At 65.6% G+C, this 16,778-nt stretch carries 13 protein-coding genes and 1 pseudogene; 7 read left to right on the forward strand and 7 right to left on the reverse strand.

Annotation, left to right across the window (positions count from 1 at the left end; all coding sequences use genetic code 11):
- Positions 1-146 precede the first annotated feature (146 nt).
- Entirely contained in the window at positions 147-1,595 is a 1,449-nt protein-coding gene (gene obgE / locus CH289_RS19830) for a GTPase ObgE (protein WP_037110291.1), read from the forward strand.
- Positions 1,596-1,601: 6 nt separating this feature from the next.
- Positions 1,602-2,738: a glutamate 5-kinase gene (gene proB / locus CH289_RS19835; RefSeq protein WP_094728401.1), complete on the forward strand. Its 1,137-nt coding sequence runs from the start codon at positions 1,602-1,604 to the stop codon at positions 2,736-2,738.
- 57 nt (positions 2,739-2,795) lie between these two features.
- On the opposite strand, the gene CH289_RS19840 is transcribed toward proB, so the two are convergent.
- The 6 genes and pseudogenes from CH289_RS19840 to CH289_RS19860 form a co-directional block, all read right to left on the reverse strand.
- Positions 2,796-3,656, reverse strand: coding sequence for an NAD-dependent protein deacetylase (locus CH289_RS19840; RefSeq protein ID WP_019664719.1), 861 nt, complete (start codon positions 3,654-3,656; stop codon positions 2,796-2,798).
- Positions 3,657-3,673: 17 nt separating this feature from the next.
- Complete coding sequence (locus CH289_RS19845; RefSeq protein ID WP_094710742.1) at positions 3,674-4,606, reverse strand: D-isomer specific 2-hydroxyacid dehydrogenase family protein; 933 nt, start codon at positions 4,604-4,606, stop codon at positions 3,674-3,676.
- An 11-nt stretch (positions 4,607-4,617) separates the two neighbouring features.
- Entirely contained in the window at positions 4,618-5,016 is a 399-nt protein-coding gene (locus CH289_RS19850; protein ID WP_019664717.1) for an ectoine synthase, read from the reverse strand.
- A gap of 63 nt (positions 5,017-5,079) precedes the next feature.
- Complete coding sequence (gene ectB / locus CH289_RS19855; RefSeq protein WP_230593924.1) at positions 5,080-6,354, reverse strand: diaminobutyrate--2-oxoglutarate transaminase; 1,275 nt, start codon at positions 6,352-6,354, stop codon at positions 5,080-5,082.
- Positions 6,355-6,402: 48 nt separating this feature from the next.
- Positions 6,403-6,942 (reverse strand): annotated as a pseudogene (gene ectA, locus CH289_RS28805) (diaminobutyrate acetyltransferase); the annotation flags it as partial.
- A 159-nt stretch (positions 6,943-7,101) separates the two neighbouring features.
- On the reverse strand, positions 7,102-9,207 hold the full coding sequence (locus CH289_RS19860; RefSeq protein WP_026347730.1) for a RecQ family ATP-dependent DNA helicase: 2,106 nt from the start codon (positions 9,205-9,207) through the stop codon (positions 7,102-7,104).
- 85 nt (positions 9,208-9,292) lie between these two features.
- Here CH289_RS19860 and CH289_RS19865 point away from each other — a divergent pair, with 85 nt between their 5' ends.
- Positions 9,293-9,775: a fluoride efflux transporter FluC gene (locus CH289_RS19865; RefSeq protein WP_019664714.1), complete on the forward strand. Its 483-nt coding sequence runs from the start codon at positions 9,293-9,295 to the stop codon at positions 9,773-9,775.
- The gene (gene crcB, locus CH289_RS19870; RefSeq protein WP_019664713.1) at positions 9,772-10,143 is read left to right on the forward strand and encodes a fluoride efflux transporter CrcB; all 372 of its coding nucleotides are present in this window, start codon (positions 9,772-9,774) and stop codon (positions 10,141-10,143) included. Before CH289_RS19865 ends, crcB begins: the two co-directional genes overlap by 4 nt.
- Before the next feature lie 16 nt (positions 10,144-10,159).
- Here crcB and CH289_RS19875 read toward each other — a convergent pair whose 3' ends face one another.
- The gene (locus CH289_RS19875) at positions 10,160-11,020 is read right to left on the reverse strand and encodes a ribokinase (protein WP_026347729.1); all 861 of its coding nucleotides are present in this window, start codon (positions 11,018-11,020) and stop codon (positions 10,160-10,162) included.
- A gap of 91 nt (positions 11,021-11,111) precedes the next feature.
- On the opposite strand from CH289_RS19875, the gene CH289_RS19880 reads away from it, so the two are divergent.
- The 3 genes from CH289_RS19880 to CH289_RS19890 are packed head-to-tail and all read left to right on the forward strand — an operon-like array spanning position 11,112 to position 16,770.
- Positions 11,112-12,377 carry an aspartate aminotransferase family protein gene (locus CH289_RS19880; RefSeq protein WP_019664711.1) on the forward strand — a complete coding sequence of 422 codons (1,266 nt, stop codon included), beginning with the start codon at positions 11,112-11,114 and terminating at the stop codon, positions 12,375-12,377.
- On the forward strand, positions 12,374-15,310 hold the full coding sequence (locus tag CH289_RS19885) for an FAD-binding and (Fe-S)-binding domain-containing protein (protein ID WP_094710744.1): 2,937 nt from the start codon (positions 12,374-12,376) through the stop codon (positions 15,308-15,310). The genes CH289_RS19880 and CH289_RS19885 overlap by 4 nt, the downstream gene beginning before the upstream one ends.
- The gene (locus CH289_RS19890) at positions 15,307-16,770 is read left to right on the forward strand and encodes an NAD-dependent succinate-semialdehyde dehydrogenase (RefSeq protein ID WP_094710746.1); all 1,464 of its coding nucleotides are present in this window, start codon (positions 15,307-15,309) and stop codon (positions 16,768-16,770) included. Before CH289_RS19885 ends, CH289_RS19890 begins: the two co-directional genes overlap by 4 nt.
- Positions 16,771-16,778 lie beyond the last annotated feature (8 nt).

A 16,778-nucleotide genomic window follows, 5' to 3' on the forward strand; every position in this document is an offset into this window, starting at 1 on the left:
CGCCCGGGGATCGCACGCGATCCGCACGGCGCACCCCACGATCTACGACGAGGGCGGACCAGGGTCTAAGACACCCGGTCCGCCCTTATCGCGTTCGTGGGGCACAGACATTCGGTCACCTGGCCGAGGAAGGATCGAAGGCAGCCATGTCACGATTCATAGACCGCGTGGTGCTGCACGTCAGCGCCGGTAAAGGCGGCAACGGCTGCGCTTCGGTTCATCGCGAGAAGTTCAAACCGCTCGGCGGACCCGACGGCGGCAACGGTGGACGCGGCGGCGGAGTCGTCTTCGTCGTGGACAGCAGTGTGCACACTCTGCTCGACTTCCACTTCCACTCGCACGCCAAGGCCAGCAACGGAACCCAGGGCATGGGTGGCAACCGAGAGGGCGCCAACGGCGAGGATCTGATCCTGAAGGTGCCCGACGGCACCGTCGTCCTCGACAAGGACGGCCGCATTCTCGCGGACATGATCGGTGAGGGCACTCGATTCGACGCTGCGCCCGGCGGCCGGGGCGGACTCGGCAACGCAGCGCTGTCGTCCAAAGCCCGTAAGGCTCCCGGCTTCGCCCTCCTCGGTGAGGAAGGCGTCGAGCGCGACCTGGTGCTCGAGCTCAAATCCGTCGCGGACATCGGACTCGTCGGCTTTCCGTCCGCCGGTAAATCATCTCTCGTGTCGGTGCTGTCGGCCGCCAAGCCGAAGATCGCGGACTACCCGTTCACGACACTCGTGCCGAACCTGGGTGTCGTGTCCAGCGGTGACACGACCTACACCGTCGCCGACGTTCCTGGCCTGATTCCCGGAGCCAGCCAGGGCAAGGGGCTCGGTCTCGACTTCCTCCGGCACCTGGAGCGGACAGCGGTGCTCGCTCACGTGGTCGACTGCGCAACACTGGATCCCGGTCGCGATCCGGTCTCGGACGTCGACGCGCTGGAAGCCGAACTCGCTGCCTACAAGCCTGCGCTGCTCGGTGACGCGAGCCTGGGTGACCTGGCCGACCGTCCCCGCATCGTCGTGCTCAACAAGGCCGACATCCCGGAGGCTGCCGAGCTCGCCGAGATGGTGACCCCCGAGTTCGAGGCGCGCGGTTGGCCGGTGTTCACGATCTCGGCTGTGAGCCGAGAAGGATTGAAGCCCTTGATCTTCGCTCTGGCGAAGATGGTCGAGGAGTACCGGGTGGCGCACCCGCCTGCAGAGCCTCGTCGTGCAGTAATCCGTCCAGTGGCACGCAACGAGGACGGCTTCGAGGTCGTCAAGGATCCCGACGTGCCCGGCGGTTTCCTGGTGCTCGGTACACGACCCGAACGGTGGGTCGCGCAGACACAGTTCAGCAACGACGAGGCCGTGGGCTACCTCGCCGACAGGTTGGCACGTCTCGGCGTCGAGGACGCGTTGATCAAACTCGGAGCGGAGCCGGGCGCATCGGTCACCATCGGTGACGTCACGTTCGACTGGGAACCGCAGACTTCCGCCGGCGTCGACATCGTCCGCACCGGACGTGGCACCGACGCACGGCTCGATCAGGTCGAGCGCATCAGCGCGGACGAACGTAAGCACGCTCGTCGAGTCCGGCGTGGGCTCGACCCCGAAGAGTGAGGGAACGTGAGCGCTGAATCCGATTCTGCGTCAAGGGTATCGGCGACGAGAAGCACCATCGCGGGCGCCAAGCGCATCGTCGTCAAGATCGGATCCTCGGCGCTGACATCTCTGGTCGGCGGCCTCGACGTCACGCGTCTCGATGCGTTGGCGGAAGCCGTCGAGACTCGCATGCGTGCCGGGACCGACGTGATCGTCGTGTCGTCCGGTGCCATCGGCGCCGGAATTGCGCCGCTCGGATTGACCAAGCGGCCACGAGACCTCGCGACCAAACAGGCTGCGGCCAGTGTCGGCCAGCTCGCGCTGGCGCATGCGTGGGGCACGTCGTTCGGACGTTTCGGTCGTACCGTCGGGCAGGTACTGCTGACGGCCGAGGACATCGCCAGACGCACCAATCACCGAAACGCTCAACGTACGTTGGACCGGTTGCGCTCGCTCGGAGCGGTCGCCGTGGTGAACGAGAACGACACGGTCGCCACCGCCGAGATCCGATTCGGTGACAACGATCGGCTGGCAGCCCTCGTCGCGCACCTGTCGGGAGCAGACGCACTGGTTCTGCTGTCCGACGTCGACGGCCTGTACGACGGCGACCCGCGCAAGGGCGACGCGACGCTCATCCCCGAGGTCGACAGCCCGGAAGACCTGGACGGAGTGGTCGCAGGATCCGGAGGAGCACTCGGCACGGGCGGAATGGCCTCCAAATTGTCCGCTGCGCGACTCGCAGCCGATGCTGGTGTGCCGGTCCTGCTTGCCGCTGCGTCCGACGCGAACGACGCACTCACCAATGCGGGAGTCGGAACGGCCTTCGCTGCCCGGCCGATCCGACTGTCGTCACGGAAGTTCTGGGTCCGGCACGCCGCGGATGTCGACGGCGACCTGCACCTCGACGCGGGCGCCGTGCGTGCCGTCGTCGAACTCAGGCGCTCGCTGCTGTCCGCCGGCATCGTCGGTATCACCGGCAACTTCCACGGAGGCGACGTCGTTGCACTGCGCAATCCCGCTGGAGCCGTCGTCGCCAGGGGAGTAGTGGCGTACGACGCGTCCGAGTTGTCCGGCATGCTCGGAAAGTCGAGCTCCGACCTGGCTCCCGAACTCCAGCGGCCAGTGGTTCACGCCGACGACCTGGTGTCCGTGGAGCTGTAGCGGACTCGGGGATTCATTCGAGCGGTGAGGAGCGCCAGGGGCCGGTTGCGGTTGTGGTCAGTGCACTGGCGGCAGCGCGTCGAGCAGTCCGGTGAGAGTTTCCGAGCACCCGGCAGCGCTGACGATCGATGCGAATTCGTCGCCGCGGGTGGATCCACGGTTGACCACGACGATGGGGATGCCTGCTTTCGCGGCGCGGCGGACGAACCGCAGGCCCGACATCACCGTGAGAGACGACCCGAGTACGAGAAGTGCGTCCGCCGAGTCGACGAGGTCGAACGCTTCCGCGACTCGAGGCTTGGGGACACTCTCCCCGAAGTACACGATGTCCGGTTTCAGCACACCACCGCACGCCTCGCAGTCCACCATGCGGAAGTGGGCGGTGCTGGAGATGACAGCATCGGCGTCGGGGGCGATTTCCACGCCGTCGGCCGGCGCGACGCTGGCGAGAAAGCCGGGGTTTCGCGTTTCGAGGCGACGGGCCAGTGTGTACCTGGACACGAGCCGTCCGCAGTCGAGGCACGTCACGCGGGCGTAGACACCATGTAGGTCGATGACCCGTCGGCTGCCTGCCTTGGTGTGCAGCATGTCCACGTTCTGGGTGATGACGCCGGAAACGTTTCCGCGACGCTCCAGGGCCGCGAGAGCTCGGTGGCCGCGGTTGGGTTGCGCAGCGTCCATGTGTCGCCAGCCGACGTGGTTGCGTGCCCAGTAGTGACGGCGAAACTCGTCGTCGCCGACGAACTGCTGGAAGGTCATCGGGTTGCGCGGCGGAGAGTCCGGGCCCCGGTAATCGGGAATCCCGGAATCGGTGGACATACCTGCGCCCGACACGACGGCGACCCGCTTGCCGGTCAGCAGCTCGACGATGTCGTCGAGCCGGCTGGCAGAGGGGGCTGCGCGGACTGTCGTTGCCACGTTCTCCAGGTTAGCGCTCAGTATCCCTGCGTCGAGTCGATGCGCGCGGCAAGCGTCTCACCTGCGACGAAGCGCGCGACGTTGGATGCGACGTGGTCGGCGTAGGCAGCGTGACGTAGCGCGGTCGGGTTCGAGTCGTGCGGAGTGACGATCGCGTTCGGCAACGTCCACAGAGGATGGCCGTCGGGCAGCGGCTCGGGGTCGGTGACATCGAGGCCTGCGCCACCGATGGTCCGGGCAGTGAGGGCGTCGACCAGAGCATCGGTGTCCACGAGTGACCCACGTGCCACGTTGATCAGCCAGGAATGCTTCTGCAGCCGAGCCAGTTCCTGCGCGCCGACGAGGTGGCGGGTGGCCGGTGTCGCCGGTGCAGCGATCACGACGTGGTCGGTGCCGGGCCACACATCGGCCAGAGCGGTGACGGGCAACGTGCGCACTGCACCCGGCACGGGTCGGCCCGAGCGGTTCACCGCGACGACCTCCGCCCCGAGCGCGGTGAGCGGCGGGATCAACGCCCGGCCGATTCCGCCTGCTCCGAGGATCGTGACCGTCGACCCGCGCAGCGTGCCGACCTTGCTCAGAAATCGCTCCTGCTGCCAGGAGCGGGCTTCGAGGTGCTCGGGCAGAGCACGCACGCCCGCGAGCAGTAGTGCAAGAGCGTGTTCGGCGACGGTGGCAGCGTAGGCGCCCGCAGCGGAGGTGAACAGAACCGAAGAATGGGCGTCGAACACTCCAGCCTCGAACCACGTTTCGACACCCGCGGACGGCAGCTGCACCCACTCGACGGTCGACGGCAGAGCGGTCGGAAACCTCGACGGCCCCTCGGTCCAGACTAGGCCCGACGCGTCGGCCAGAGGCGCAACAACGGCTCCACCCCGCTCGATCGCAGAAACCGTGATGCGGTCCTCTTCAGGTCCGACGGCAACAGCATTCGAGCGGGGTGGAGTCATGAGAACAAACTTTATGCGGGAACTTCCACGAGCGGGTAGACACCGTTCTCGTCGTGGGTCTCGTTGCCGACCACCGGCGGGTTGAACACACACAACATGCGCATCTGGGTGCGCGGCTCGACGGTGTGGCGCTCGTTGCCGTTCAGCAGGTACATCGATCCCGGACCGAGTTCGTACGTCTCGCCGGTCTCGCGATCGGTCAACGTGCCTTCACCCTCGATGAGCCAGACGGCCTCGATGTGGTTGGCGTAGTGGAAGTTGTTCACCGTGCCGGCCTGAATGGTGGTCTCGTGGAAAGAGAAACCGACCTTGTCGCCGCCCAGGACGATGCGCTTGCTGCGCCAGTTGCCGTCCTCGCTCGAGATGTCGCGATCGGTCCCGGTGATTTCCTCGGTGGTACGCACGATCATGTGTTGTCTCCCTTCGACGAATGTGCAGCTCGATGGTGTGCAGCAGGATCGGATCCTGCTGGATCAGGAGCACACCTTGGCAGTAGCACCTGCGATGATGTCCAGTCCGCGATCGAGTTCTTCGACGGTCGTGGTCAGCGGCGGAAGCAGCTTGACGACCTCGTCGGACGGACCTGCGGTCTCGACGAGCAGTCCTTCGTCGTAGCAGAGTGCAGCGACCTTGCCTGCCTTCTCCGGCTCGTCGAACACGAGCGCTTGGACCATGCCGCGACCGCGGGTGGACACCCCGTCGTACTTGGCGCACAGCTTGATGAAGTTGTCCTGGATGTGCTCGCCCTTGGCGAGAACTTCCTTCTCGAACTTGTCGTCGGACCAGTAGGTGTCGATGGCCGTCTTCGAGGTGACGAACGACGGGTTGAAACCACGGAAGGTGCCGTTGTGCTCACCCGGCGCCCACACGTCGAGCTCAGGCTTGAAGAGGGTGAGTGCCATGGGCATTCCGTAGCCGCCGATGGACTTCGACAGCGTGACGATGTCCGGGACGATGCCCGCCTCTTCGAAGGAGAAGAACTGGCCGGTGCGGCCGCACCCCATCTGGACGTCGTCGACGATCAGCAGGATCTCGCGGCGCGAGCACAGCTCGGCCAGTGCACGAAGCCATTCCGGACGAGCGACGTTGATGCCGCCTTCACCCTGGATGGTTTCGACGATGACTGCTGCCGGACGGTTGAATCCGCTGCCGGAGTCGTCGAGGACACGCTCGAACCACTGGAAGTCCTCGGTGACACCGCCGAAGTAGTTGTCGTACGGCATCGGGGTGGTGTGCACCAGCGGAATTCCGGCGCCGGCTCGCTTCATCGAGTTGCCGGTGACCGACAACGCGCCGAGTGTCATGCCGTGGAAAGCGTTGGTGAAGTTGATGATCGACTCACGTCCGGTCACCTTGCGGGCGAGCTTCAGAGCTGCCTCGACGGTGTTGGCGCCTGTTGGGCCGGGGAACTGAACCTTGTAGTCGAGTCCGCGCGGGTCAAGGATGTTCTTCTTGAACGACTCGAGGAACTCGCGCTTGGCGACGGTGGACATGTCCAGCCCGTGCGTGATGCCGTCACTCTGGATGTAATCCACCAGAGCGTCCTTGAGGATCTGATTGTTGTGGCCGTAGTTCAGTGCGCCTGCGCCACCGAAGAAGTCGAGGTACTCGCGGCCGTTCTCGTCCACGAGGGTCGAGTTCTTCGCGGTCTTGAACACAGCGGGCCACTGACGGCTGTAGCTGCGGACGGCGGACTCGACTGTCTCGAAGACGTCGGGCTTCTCTGTGGTAACAATCTTTTCGGTCATGTTCTGCTTGTTCCTTTCGTTTGTGCGCACGGCGGCGGGGCCTACGGTGTAGAGCTCCTCGGCCTCGTGGCTATCAGGGAAATCATTGGGCGCGAACAGATCTGATTTTCCAATGTCGGTCCCTCGTGTTCGAGCGAGGGCCGTGAACAGTGCGATCGAGGCCTCGTTGTCGGGGCTGATCGTGGTTTCCAGGTGTGTGATGCCCTGGGGGGTGAGGCGATCGAGCAGTTCGTTCAACATACGACCGGCGAGACCTTTGCCTCGTTGATCGGCATCGACCGCAACCTGCCACACGAAAAACGTTGTGGGGGAGTCTTGCCGGATGTAGCCGGTGACGAAACCAACTGCTCTGCCGCCGACATCCGACACGACGGATGTTGCAGCAAAGTCCCTGCACCACAGGATGTACGAGTAGCTCGAGTTGAGATCGAGCACTCTCGAATCTCTTGCGATCTCCCAGAGCCGGACTCCGTCGGAAATCTTTGGACTACGAAACTTCACTGCGTCCGGCGCAGTGATTGAGGTCGCTCTCAGCTGTGCGGGCTTCATAGGAAATACAAACGTAACAAGGTGGCCATGGCATTTCATGTACCCCGGGAAATTGACCCTCTAAACCACCTTGCTTCCCCAGGTTAGAGGGTTATTGTGACGCTGGTCACAAATGTGTGATTCAGGGTAACGGCGAGCAGTTTCGACTCCGATAACCTGCCGCCGATCCACAGTCTGGACTTAATGTCCTCGGGGCGTCTACTTGGGGGTGGCAAGAGCGAACGGGAGCACGGCGTCCGCTCCGGCCCTACGCAGGGCGTCGGCGGCGCAGGTGAACGTCCATCCGGTGTCGGTCACGAGGTCGACCAGCAGTATCGGCCCGTCGACGCTGTCGAGGTCCGGGATGTCCCAGGAGTCCACGAGCCCCGCGACCCGAAAGGCCGAGTTGGAGGCCGTCACCACCGGATGATCTGGCCGTTGACCGAGAACTCCCAGGTCGGTGAGCCGGCCGATCCGTGCGAGCTCGCTCGCCACGGACCTGACGAGTACCGGGTGCGACGCGGATTCGAGGGCCAGGACAGCCGTCGGGCGGACCTTCCAATCCCACGATGCGAGGACCTTGATGCATCCATCGACCAACGACGACGGCGCTGCCTCGTCCGGACCGTCGAGGACGGAACGCAGGCGGTTTCCCCAGACGAGGTCGGTCAACCTTCCCAGGACGCGACCGGGTTCGTGCCCGTCGGTGATCTTTCCCGACAGTGAGACGCCGAGCTTCTTCATTCCGCTCGGCCACTGCTTGCGCGGGGGAAGGTCGAGTCCCGGGCGGTCCAACCTGCTGCGAGCCTGATCGACAGCAGCCTGTTCGACCTGTGCAGAGTAAGACTGGCCTGTGCAATTGTCGCATCGGCCACATCGGGACGGAGTGTCCGTCAGGTCCGGGTCGTCGAGTTGGCGCCGGAGGAAATCCATGCGACAGCCGTCGGTGCGTTGGTAGTCGACCATGGCCTGCTGTTCGGAGTCGCGAGCCTGTTCGAGCCGCTCGTAGCGCTCGGCGTCGTACGTCCACGGCTCGCCGGTCGCGATCCATCCACCACGAACACGCTGCACCGCGCCGTCGACGTCGAGGACCTTGAGGACCATCTCCAATCGACTGCGATTCAAGTCGACCAACGGTTCGAGGGCCGGTGTCGATTGAGGCTTCACCGGATCGAGAGTCTCGATCACCTGCCTGACGACGTGTTCCCGCGGAAACGCAACCGACGCGAAGTAACTCCAGATCTGCTTGTCCTCGTGACCGGGAAGCAGGATCACCTCGGCGCGATCGGTGCCGCGGCCTGCACGCCCGACCTGCTGGTAGTACGAGATAGGAGATGAAGGGGCGCCCATGTGCACGACGAAACCGAGGTCCGGTTTGTCGAATCCCATCCCGAGGGCCGAGGTCGCGATCAGAGCTTTGACGTCGTTGTTCAGCAGGTCGGTCTCGAGCGACTCGCGTTCCGTCGTGTCGGTCTGGCCGGTGTACGCGGCAACGGCGAGGCCCTGATCGGACAGCAACGCGGCGAGGTCCTTGGCTGCGGAGACCGTCAGGGTGTAGATGATCCCGGAACCGGGCAGTTGCGCGAGATGCGACGCGAGCCACGCCGCTCGCTCGGTCGAGTTCTCGATCTGCACGACCGACAGATGCAGTGATTCCCGTTCGAGGCCTCCGCGCAGCACGAGGGTGTCACCGCCGCCGACTCCCAACTGTGCGGCGACGTCCGACACCACTCTGTCGTTGGCGGTCGCGGTGGTGGCCAGAACCGGAATTCCTTCTCTCAGTTCGGAGATCAAGGTCCTGATGCGACGGTAGTCCGGCCGGAAATCATGACCCCAGTCCGACACGCAGTGGGCCTCGTCGACGACGACCAGGCCCGCGTCGCCGGCCAGCGACGGTAGAACCTGATCGCGGAAGTCCGGGTTGTTCAGGCGCTCCGGGCTGACCAGCAGAACGTCCAGTCTGCCCGCTGCGACGTCGGCGTGGATGTCTTCCCACTCGGTCATGTTTCCGGAGTTGATGGTCGCGGCCTTCACTCCCGCACGCTCCGCCGAGGCGACCTGGTTGCGCATCAGTGCCAGCAACGGCGAGACGATGACCGTCGGGCCGAGGCCTTGTTCCCGAAGCAACTTCGCTGCGATGAAGTACACCGCCGACTTTCCCCACCCGGTTCGCTGGACGACCAGTGCGCGGCGTCGACCGACCACGAGTGCCTCGATGGCGACCCACTGATCCTCGCGCAGGCTCGCACCGTCCCCCGCGAGCTCGCGGAGCAGGCGCTCGGCGTCGGCGCGCAGGTCTGTCGGCGTGTGCGATGCGGTTGTCATGGCACCATCGTGCCGCACCGGTGTGACAAGGAACGACCGGACGAGGGTCGATACTCTTCTGCAGAAGGTGGTACGAGGAGGCGACATGGGCGACGGCGGAGGCCGCGATTCCGGCGGGGATCCTGGAGAGCGCGAAACGACGTCGACGCGTCCGTTGCATTCGAGCATGTCGGCGCTGGCGTCGGTCTTCGTCGGCGGCGTCGTGGGAACACTCGCCCGTGTCGGTGTGGAGGAGGCGCTGCCGCACCGGCCTTCCGGGTGGCCGGTGGCAACCTTCGTGATCAACATCGTCGGAGCGTTCGTCCTCGGCCTCGTGCTGGAGAACTTGGCGAGGCGTGGACCGGATATCGGTGTGCGGCAACGAGTACGTCTGCTCGCGGGGACGGGGTTCTGCGGGGCGTTCACCACCTACAGCACGTTCGCGCTGGAAGCGGTGCTGCTGACTCGTGACGGACACTGGTCCACCGCATCGGCTTACGGGGCCGGGACCGTGGTCCTCGGCGGCGTCGCTGCCTGGGCGGGCATCGTCGTCGGAGCAGCCGGTCACCGCCGAAGGAGCGCTCGGTGATCGTCGTCCTCGTCGCTCTTGCGGGCGCACTCGGTGCGGTGACGCGGTTCGCCGTCGATTCGTGGTTCAGGAGTCGATTTCCGCGATCGGGGATTCCGTGGGCGATTGCGGCCATCAACGTCTCGGGTTCTCTCGTGCTCGGCCTTCTCGCGGGACTCGTTGTGTTGCAGAATGGTTCGACGGATCTTCAAGCTGTGATCGGAACCGGGTTCTGCGGCGGATACACCACGTTCAGCACCGCGAGTGTCGATACCGTCCGGCTCGTCCGGTCCGGGAAGCGCGCGAAGGCCATCGGCTACGCCGTCGGCACGCTCGTGCTGTCGGTTGCGGCGTGTGCCGCGGGATTCGGGCTCGCCGGGCTTGCCTGACGGCCCGTAGCCAGGCTCATTCCTGTCCGACGCCTCGAATGTCCGTGCGTGTTCCCGACGAGGAACCGGCGCCCCGTCGCGTGGCTGCGAAAGCGCCTGCCGCACAGGCCCACCGGATTGCGTCGTCGGGGCCTGCGGACCACTCGGCGGCGAGCGCCCCGGTGAACGCGTCGCCTGCTCCCGTGGTGTCGATCGCGTCGACCGTGGGCGAGCGGAAGTCCGATGCCGACTCGGGGCCGCGGTAGTGGGCGCCTCGCGCGCCGAGCGTGGTGACGACGTGCGGCACTCGGGAGACGACGTGGGCCAACTCCCGTGCCTCGGCTTCGTTGACGACGAGAACGTCGACGGCCTCGACGAGCTCGTCCGGCAGGTCCTGCGCAGGGGAGGGATTGAGTAGAACGAGAGTGCCGTGGTCGCGCGCGTGTGTAGCACCCTCGACGACGGTCTCCAGCGGGATCTCGAGTTGACACATGAGGATGTCGGCCCCCGCGATGGCGTCACGCTCGGCGTCGGACAGGGTGAGCAGTGACGAGTTGGCGCCCGCGACGACGACGATCGTGTTCTCGCCGTCACCGTCCACGGATATCGAGGCGACGCCGCTCGGTCCGTCGACGTGGCGGACCAGGGATATGTCGATGCCGGCCTCGGTCAGAGTGTCGATCAGATCCTGGCCGAACGCGTCGGAGCCGACGGCCCCGAGGAAGGTCGTGTCGGCACCCGAGCGTGCGGCCGCCAACGCCTGGTTTGCGCCCTTGCCTCCTTGCGAGGCTGCGAAGGTGGTGCCGAGCAGGGTCTCACCCGGCTGAGGCAGCCGCGGCGTGAACGTCGTGAGGTCCATGTTGATGCTGCCGAGGACGGCAACACGGGTCGTTGGCATGAGCCGACGATATCCGCGACGTCCGAAGCCCGACGAGGCGATTGGTTGCAGATTGTTGACAATCTGCAAATCCTGAACCACGATAGCTCGCATGACAGCTCCAGCTCGCACACACCTCAGCCCCGCACTCAAGCAGGCCACACCGGTTGTCGTCGACTACGCGTCGGGCAGCTGGATCTACGGAACCGACGGAAACAAGTACCTGGACTTCACCACCGGAATCGGCGTCACCAGTACCGGGCACTGCCATCCGAAGGTCGTCGAGGCGGCGCGGGAACAGGTCGGCAAGATCATTCACGCGCAGTACACGACCGTGATGCACAAGCCGCTCCTGGAATTGACCGAGAAACTGGGTGACGTGCTGCCCGCCGGACTGAACAGCGTCTTCTACGCCAACTCCGGCTCCGAAGCCGTCGAGGCGTCGATCCGCCTCGCACGAATGGCCACCGGGCGTCCCAACATCATCGCGTTCCACGGAGGGTTCCACGGCCGAACGGTCGCGGCGGCGTCGCTGACGACGGCGGGCACCAAGTTCCGTTCCGGTTTCTCGCCCATCATGGGAGGCGTGCACATCGCGCCGTTCCCGTACGCATTCCGCTACGGCTGGGACACCGAGACGGCCGTCGCGTTCGCTCTGAAGGAGCTCGACTACCTTCTGGCGACGGTGTCCAGCCCCGCCGACACTGCCGCGTTCATCATCGAACCTGTGCTCGGCGACGGTGGCTACCTGCCGACCCCGCCCGCCTTCCTCGAAGGACTGCGCGAGCGCGCGGATCGACACGACATCGTCCTGGTCTTCGACGAAGTTCAGGCAGGTGTCGGACGCACCGGCAAGTTCTGGGGGCACGAGCACTCGGCTGCGCGCCCCGACATCGTCGTCACCGCGAAGGGACTCGCCTCGGGCTTCCCGATCTCGGCAATCGCTGCGTCCGAGGAACTCATGTCCAAGGCGTGGCCGGGTTCGCAGGGAGGGACATACGGCGGCAACGCCGTTGCCGCAGCCGCCGCAGTGGCCACACTCGACGTGGTGCGGGACGAGGGCCTCGTCGACAACGCAGCCGAGCAGGGCGCTGTTCTTCTCGATGGACTGAACGAGCTGAAGGGGCAGTACTCGGCCATCGGCGATGCTCGCGGCCTCGGTCTGATGCAAGCACTCGAATTCGTCGACGACAACGGAGCTCCCGACGCCGCGGCGGCAACCCGTGTGCAGCAGACCGCAATTTCCGAAGGTCTGCTGCTCCTCACCTGCGGGGGATTCGGAAACGTCGTCCGCATCATTCCCGCGCTCGTGGTCACCGACGACGAAGTCGCCGAAGGACTCGACGCGATCGCCCGGACCCTGAAGCGAGCATTGTGACCGTTCTCGATCCCGAACCCGAAGCCGCCGCGCGCGTGCTCGATGTTCTGCGGAGGACGGACATCGAGGTGGACGACTCACCTCGACGGCGTGCCGAGTACTCCTACGACGCCTCGAACTACCGCGTGCCACCTCTCGCTGTCGTGTTTCCGGCAACCGCGGACGAGGTCCGGACGGTGGTCCGAGCGTGCACGAATGCCTGCGTACCCATAGTCAGCCGGGGAGGCGGCACCTCCATGGCGGGCAACGCGATCGGCGCTGGGATCGTTCTGGATTTCTCCCGTCACATGAACCGGGTCGTGTCGATCGATCAGCAGGGGAAATCCGCTGTCGTCGAGCCGGGAATCGTCATCTCCGAACTCGCCGCCGCCGTGTCGGCGGAGACGGCAGGGGCGCTGACGTACGCACCCGATCCGTCGAGCAAGTCTCGTGCCACCGTCGGCGGCGCGGTGGGCAACGATGCCTGCGGCAACCACTCGGTGCGCTACGGACGGACGGCCGATCACACGATCGCCCTCGATGTCGTCACTTCGGACGGTCATCTTCTACGGGCCACACGGGACGGACTCGCCGCCGTGGATCCTTCCGATTCCCGGTCGGTCGAGGCCGCCACTCGGATCACTGCGGACCTGCGGTCGCTCGTCTCGGACCACATGGCGGATCTCCGTCTCGAGCTCGGTCTCATTCCGCGTCAGGTGTCGGGATTTCACCTGTCGACCCTGTTGCCCGAGAACGGATTCGACGTGGCGCGTGCGCTCGTGGGTAGCGAGGGCACCTGCGCGATCGTCGTCGCCGTGACGGTGTCTCTCGTGGAGGTACCTCCGGCTGCCCTGTTGCTCAGTCTGGGATACGAGGACGTCGTCGAAGCAGCCGAGGACGTCATGACGATTCTCGAATTCTCTCCCGCCGCGATCGAAGGCATCGACGAGAAGATCGTCGACACCATGCGGATGCGTCGCGGCGCGGACTCGGTGCGCGGCCTCCCGTCCGGCAACGCCTGGCTGTACGTCGACCTCGACGGCGATGACCCCACCGAGGTGGAGGACAAGGCCGAGCGTCTGCTCGAGCGACTCCGAGAACTGGGACGGTTGAAGGACGGTCGCGTCGTCGCCGACCCGTCCGAGCGGAAGTCGTTGTGGCGAGTGCGTGAGGACGGCGCTGGACTGTCGGCGCGACTGTCGGACGGCGCGAGCGGGATCACCGAATCCTGGCCCGGCTGGGAGGATTCGGCGGTGGCCCCGGAGAAACTCGCGGCGTATCTGGCCGACTTTCGCGACCTGCTGGCACACCACGGCTTGACCGGAGTGATGTACGGGCATTTCGGTGCCGGATGCATGCACGTGCGCATAACGTTCGACCAGCGGACGGACGAAGGCCGCGCGATCATGAACGCGTTCCTGCGGGATGCGGCAGCCCTCGTGGTCCGTCACGGCGGGTCGCTGTCCGGCGAACACGGTGACGGGCGCGCTCGTTCGGAGCTGCTGCCGGTGATGTACTCGACCACGATGGTGAGGGCGTTCGAGCGCTTCAAAGGCATCTGGGACCCTGCCGGACTGCTCAACCCGGGCAGTATCACCGACCCGGCGCCGATGATGAACGACCTTGCGCTGACGAACATCCCGAAGCGGGAGTGGAAGACGACCTTCGATCTGCACCAGATCGGATCGGGCCCGGATCCTCGACCGGTCCCGCACCTCGACCCGTTCGTCCACGCCACACAGTCCTGTGTCGGAGTCGGCCGCTGTCGATCGAGCAGTGGCGGAGTGATGTGCCCCAGTTTCCGGGCGACCGGTGACGAGAAGGATTCCACCCGCGGGCGGGCACGAGTGCTGCAGGAGATGGTACGCAGCTCGAGAACCGTCGCCGAGGGATGGGCATCCACCGATGTCAAGGAGTCCCTCGATCTGTGCCTCTCCTGCAAGGCGTGCTCGTCCGACTGTCCGGTCGGCGTGGACATGGCGACCTACAAGGCGGAATTCCTCGACCATCACTACGCTGGCCGGGTGCGTCCGATGGCGCACTATTCGCTGGGATGGCTTCCGCGATGGCTGAAGGTGACCGCGCGGATCGCTCCGGCACTCAATGCCGTTCTGACGCCCAGAATCGGTGTGCTGGCAGCGAAACTCGGAGGACTGACGACCGAGCGCGCGCTTCCGCGATTCGCATCACGTGCAGAACTGAAGGCGCAGACGACCGACTCGGTCCAGGGCGGTCACGTCGTGCTGTTCGTCGACTCGTTCACGAAGGGATTTCGGCCGGAGATCGTCGGCGCTGCTGTTCGAGTCCTCGCCGACGCCGGCCGAACAGCCGAGTGCCGCAGCGACGTCTGCTGCGGGCTCACCTGGATCTCCACCGGGCAGCTTGCGACGGCCAGGAAGCACCTTGCTCGGACGGCGGACGCGCTCGACGACGGCACCGACCGTCCCATCGTCGTCACCGAACCGAGTTGCGCGGCGGCACTGAAGAAGGACCTACCGGAACTGGTGAACACCGACGCCGCACGACGCGTCGCAGCGCGCGTGCAGAGCTTCGCGGGCGCAGTGATCGACCAGGCGGCAGGCGGGTGGACGCCGACGGCGACGGTTCCGGACGCCGTGACCGTCCAGACGCACTGCCACGAATACGCCGTCTTCGGTGAAGCGACCCAACGGAAGGCGTTGGCCGCTGCAGGAATCGAGTCGATCGACGAAGCAACCGGATGCTGCGGCGTGGCAGGAAACTTCGGCTTCGAACCCGATCACTACGAGATGAGCATGAAGGTGTCCGAACAAGCCCTCGCTCCGGCCGTGCGTCGGGCGGGGGATCGACCGATCCTCACCGACGGTTTCAGCTGCCACATGCAGGTCCGCCAGCTCACCGACAACCACAGCGCCGGGGCCTCGACGCACCTCGCGCACATTCTCGATCCAGGCACCACCAGGAGGGACGTATGACCACATCACTGACCCGACCCGAGATCGATTCACCGACCCAGGTGTTCATCGGCGGCCACTGGCGCGACGCACACGGCGGAAAGACGTTCGACGTCGTCGATCCTGCGACAGGTGAGACCATCGCCACCGTCGCCGACGGCGGCGTCACCGATGCGGAGGCGGCCATGGCAGCCGCATCGGAAGCCCAGAAGTTGTGGGCGCAGACGGCTCCTCGTGAACGCAGCATCATCCTCCGTCGGGCTTTCGAGTTGATCGTCGAGCGCACCGAGGAACTCGCCGCGATCATCACCGCCGAGATGGGAAAGCCGCTGGCGGATGCGCGCGGTGAGGTCGCCTACGGCGCCGAGTTCTTTCGCTGGTTCTCGGAAGAAGCGGTGCGGATTTCAGGTGATCACACCCTGACCGGCGACGGGAAGAACCGCATCATCGTCACCCGCGAACCCGTCGGCCCGTGCATCCTGGTCACCCCGTGGAACTTTCCGCTCGCCATGGGTACGCGAAAGATCGGCCCAGCATTGGCCGCCGGGTGCACCGTGGTGTTCAAACCGGCCGAACAGACACCTCTGACCGCTCTGGCCCTGGCCGCAATTCTGGTCGAGGCGGGAGTGCCGGACGGAGTCGTCAACGTCGTACCGACGACCGACGCTGCGAGCGTCGTCGGTTCGTGGATGGCGAGCGGAGACGCGCGCAAGATCAGCTTCACCGGTTCGACCGAAGTAGGGAAGATTCTTCTGGCGCAGGCTGCACCGACGGTGATGCGTACGTCGATGGAACTCGGTGGCAATGCACCCTTCGTCGTCGCCGAGGGAGCCGACGTCGATCGGGCCGTGGACGGCGCGATGGTAGCGAAGATGCGCAACATGGGCGAGGCATGCACCGCGGCCAACCGGTTCTTCGTACATCGTTCCGTGGCAATCGAGTTCGCCGAGAAGCTGGGCGCGCGAATGGACGCACTGAACGTCGGCCCCGGCGACGGTGACGGAGTGGAGGTCGGGCCGCTCATCGACGAGGACGGCCGGGCCAAGGTGCAGCGCCTCGTCGACGACGCTCTGGAGCGAGGCGCCCGCGCAGTCGTCGGAGGTGCGCCGGACGACGGCCCGGGGTACTTCTACCCGCCGACGGTGCTCGATTCGGTGGATCCCGCATCGGATCTGATGTCGACCGAGATCTTCGGGCCGGTGGCCGCTGTGGTTCCGTACGACACCGAGGACGAGGTGATCGCGTTGGCCAACGACACCGAATGGGGACTCGTCGGATACGTGTTCACCCAGGACATCGATCGAGCGCTCCGGATGGGGGAGCGGCTGGAAGTAGGGATGGTCGGGTTGAACACGGGGCTCGTGTCCAACCCGGCGGCGCCGTTCGGCGGGGTCAAGCAATCGGGGTTGGGCCGCGAGGGCGGCAGGGTCGGTATCGACGAGTTCCTCGAGTACAAGTATTTTGCTATCCCGAGGTCCTAGCGGAGGAG

Source organism: Rhodococcus sp. RS1C4 (assembly GCF_002258225.1).
Lineage (GTDB): Bacteria > Actinomycetota > Actinomycetes > Mycobacteriales > Mycobacteriaceae > Rhodococcoides > Rhodococcoides fascians_E.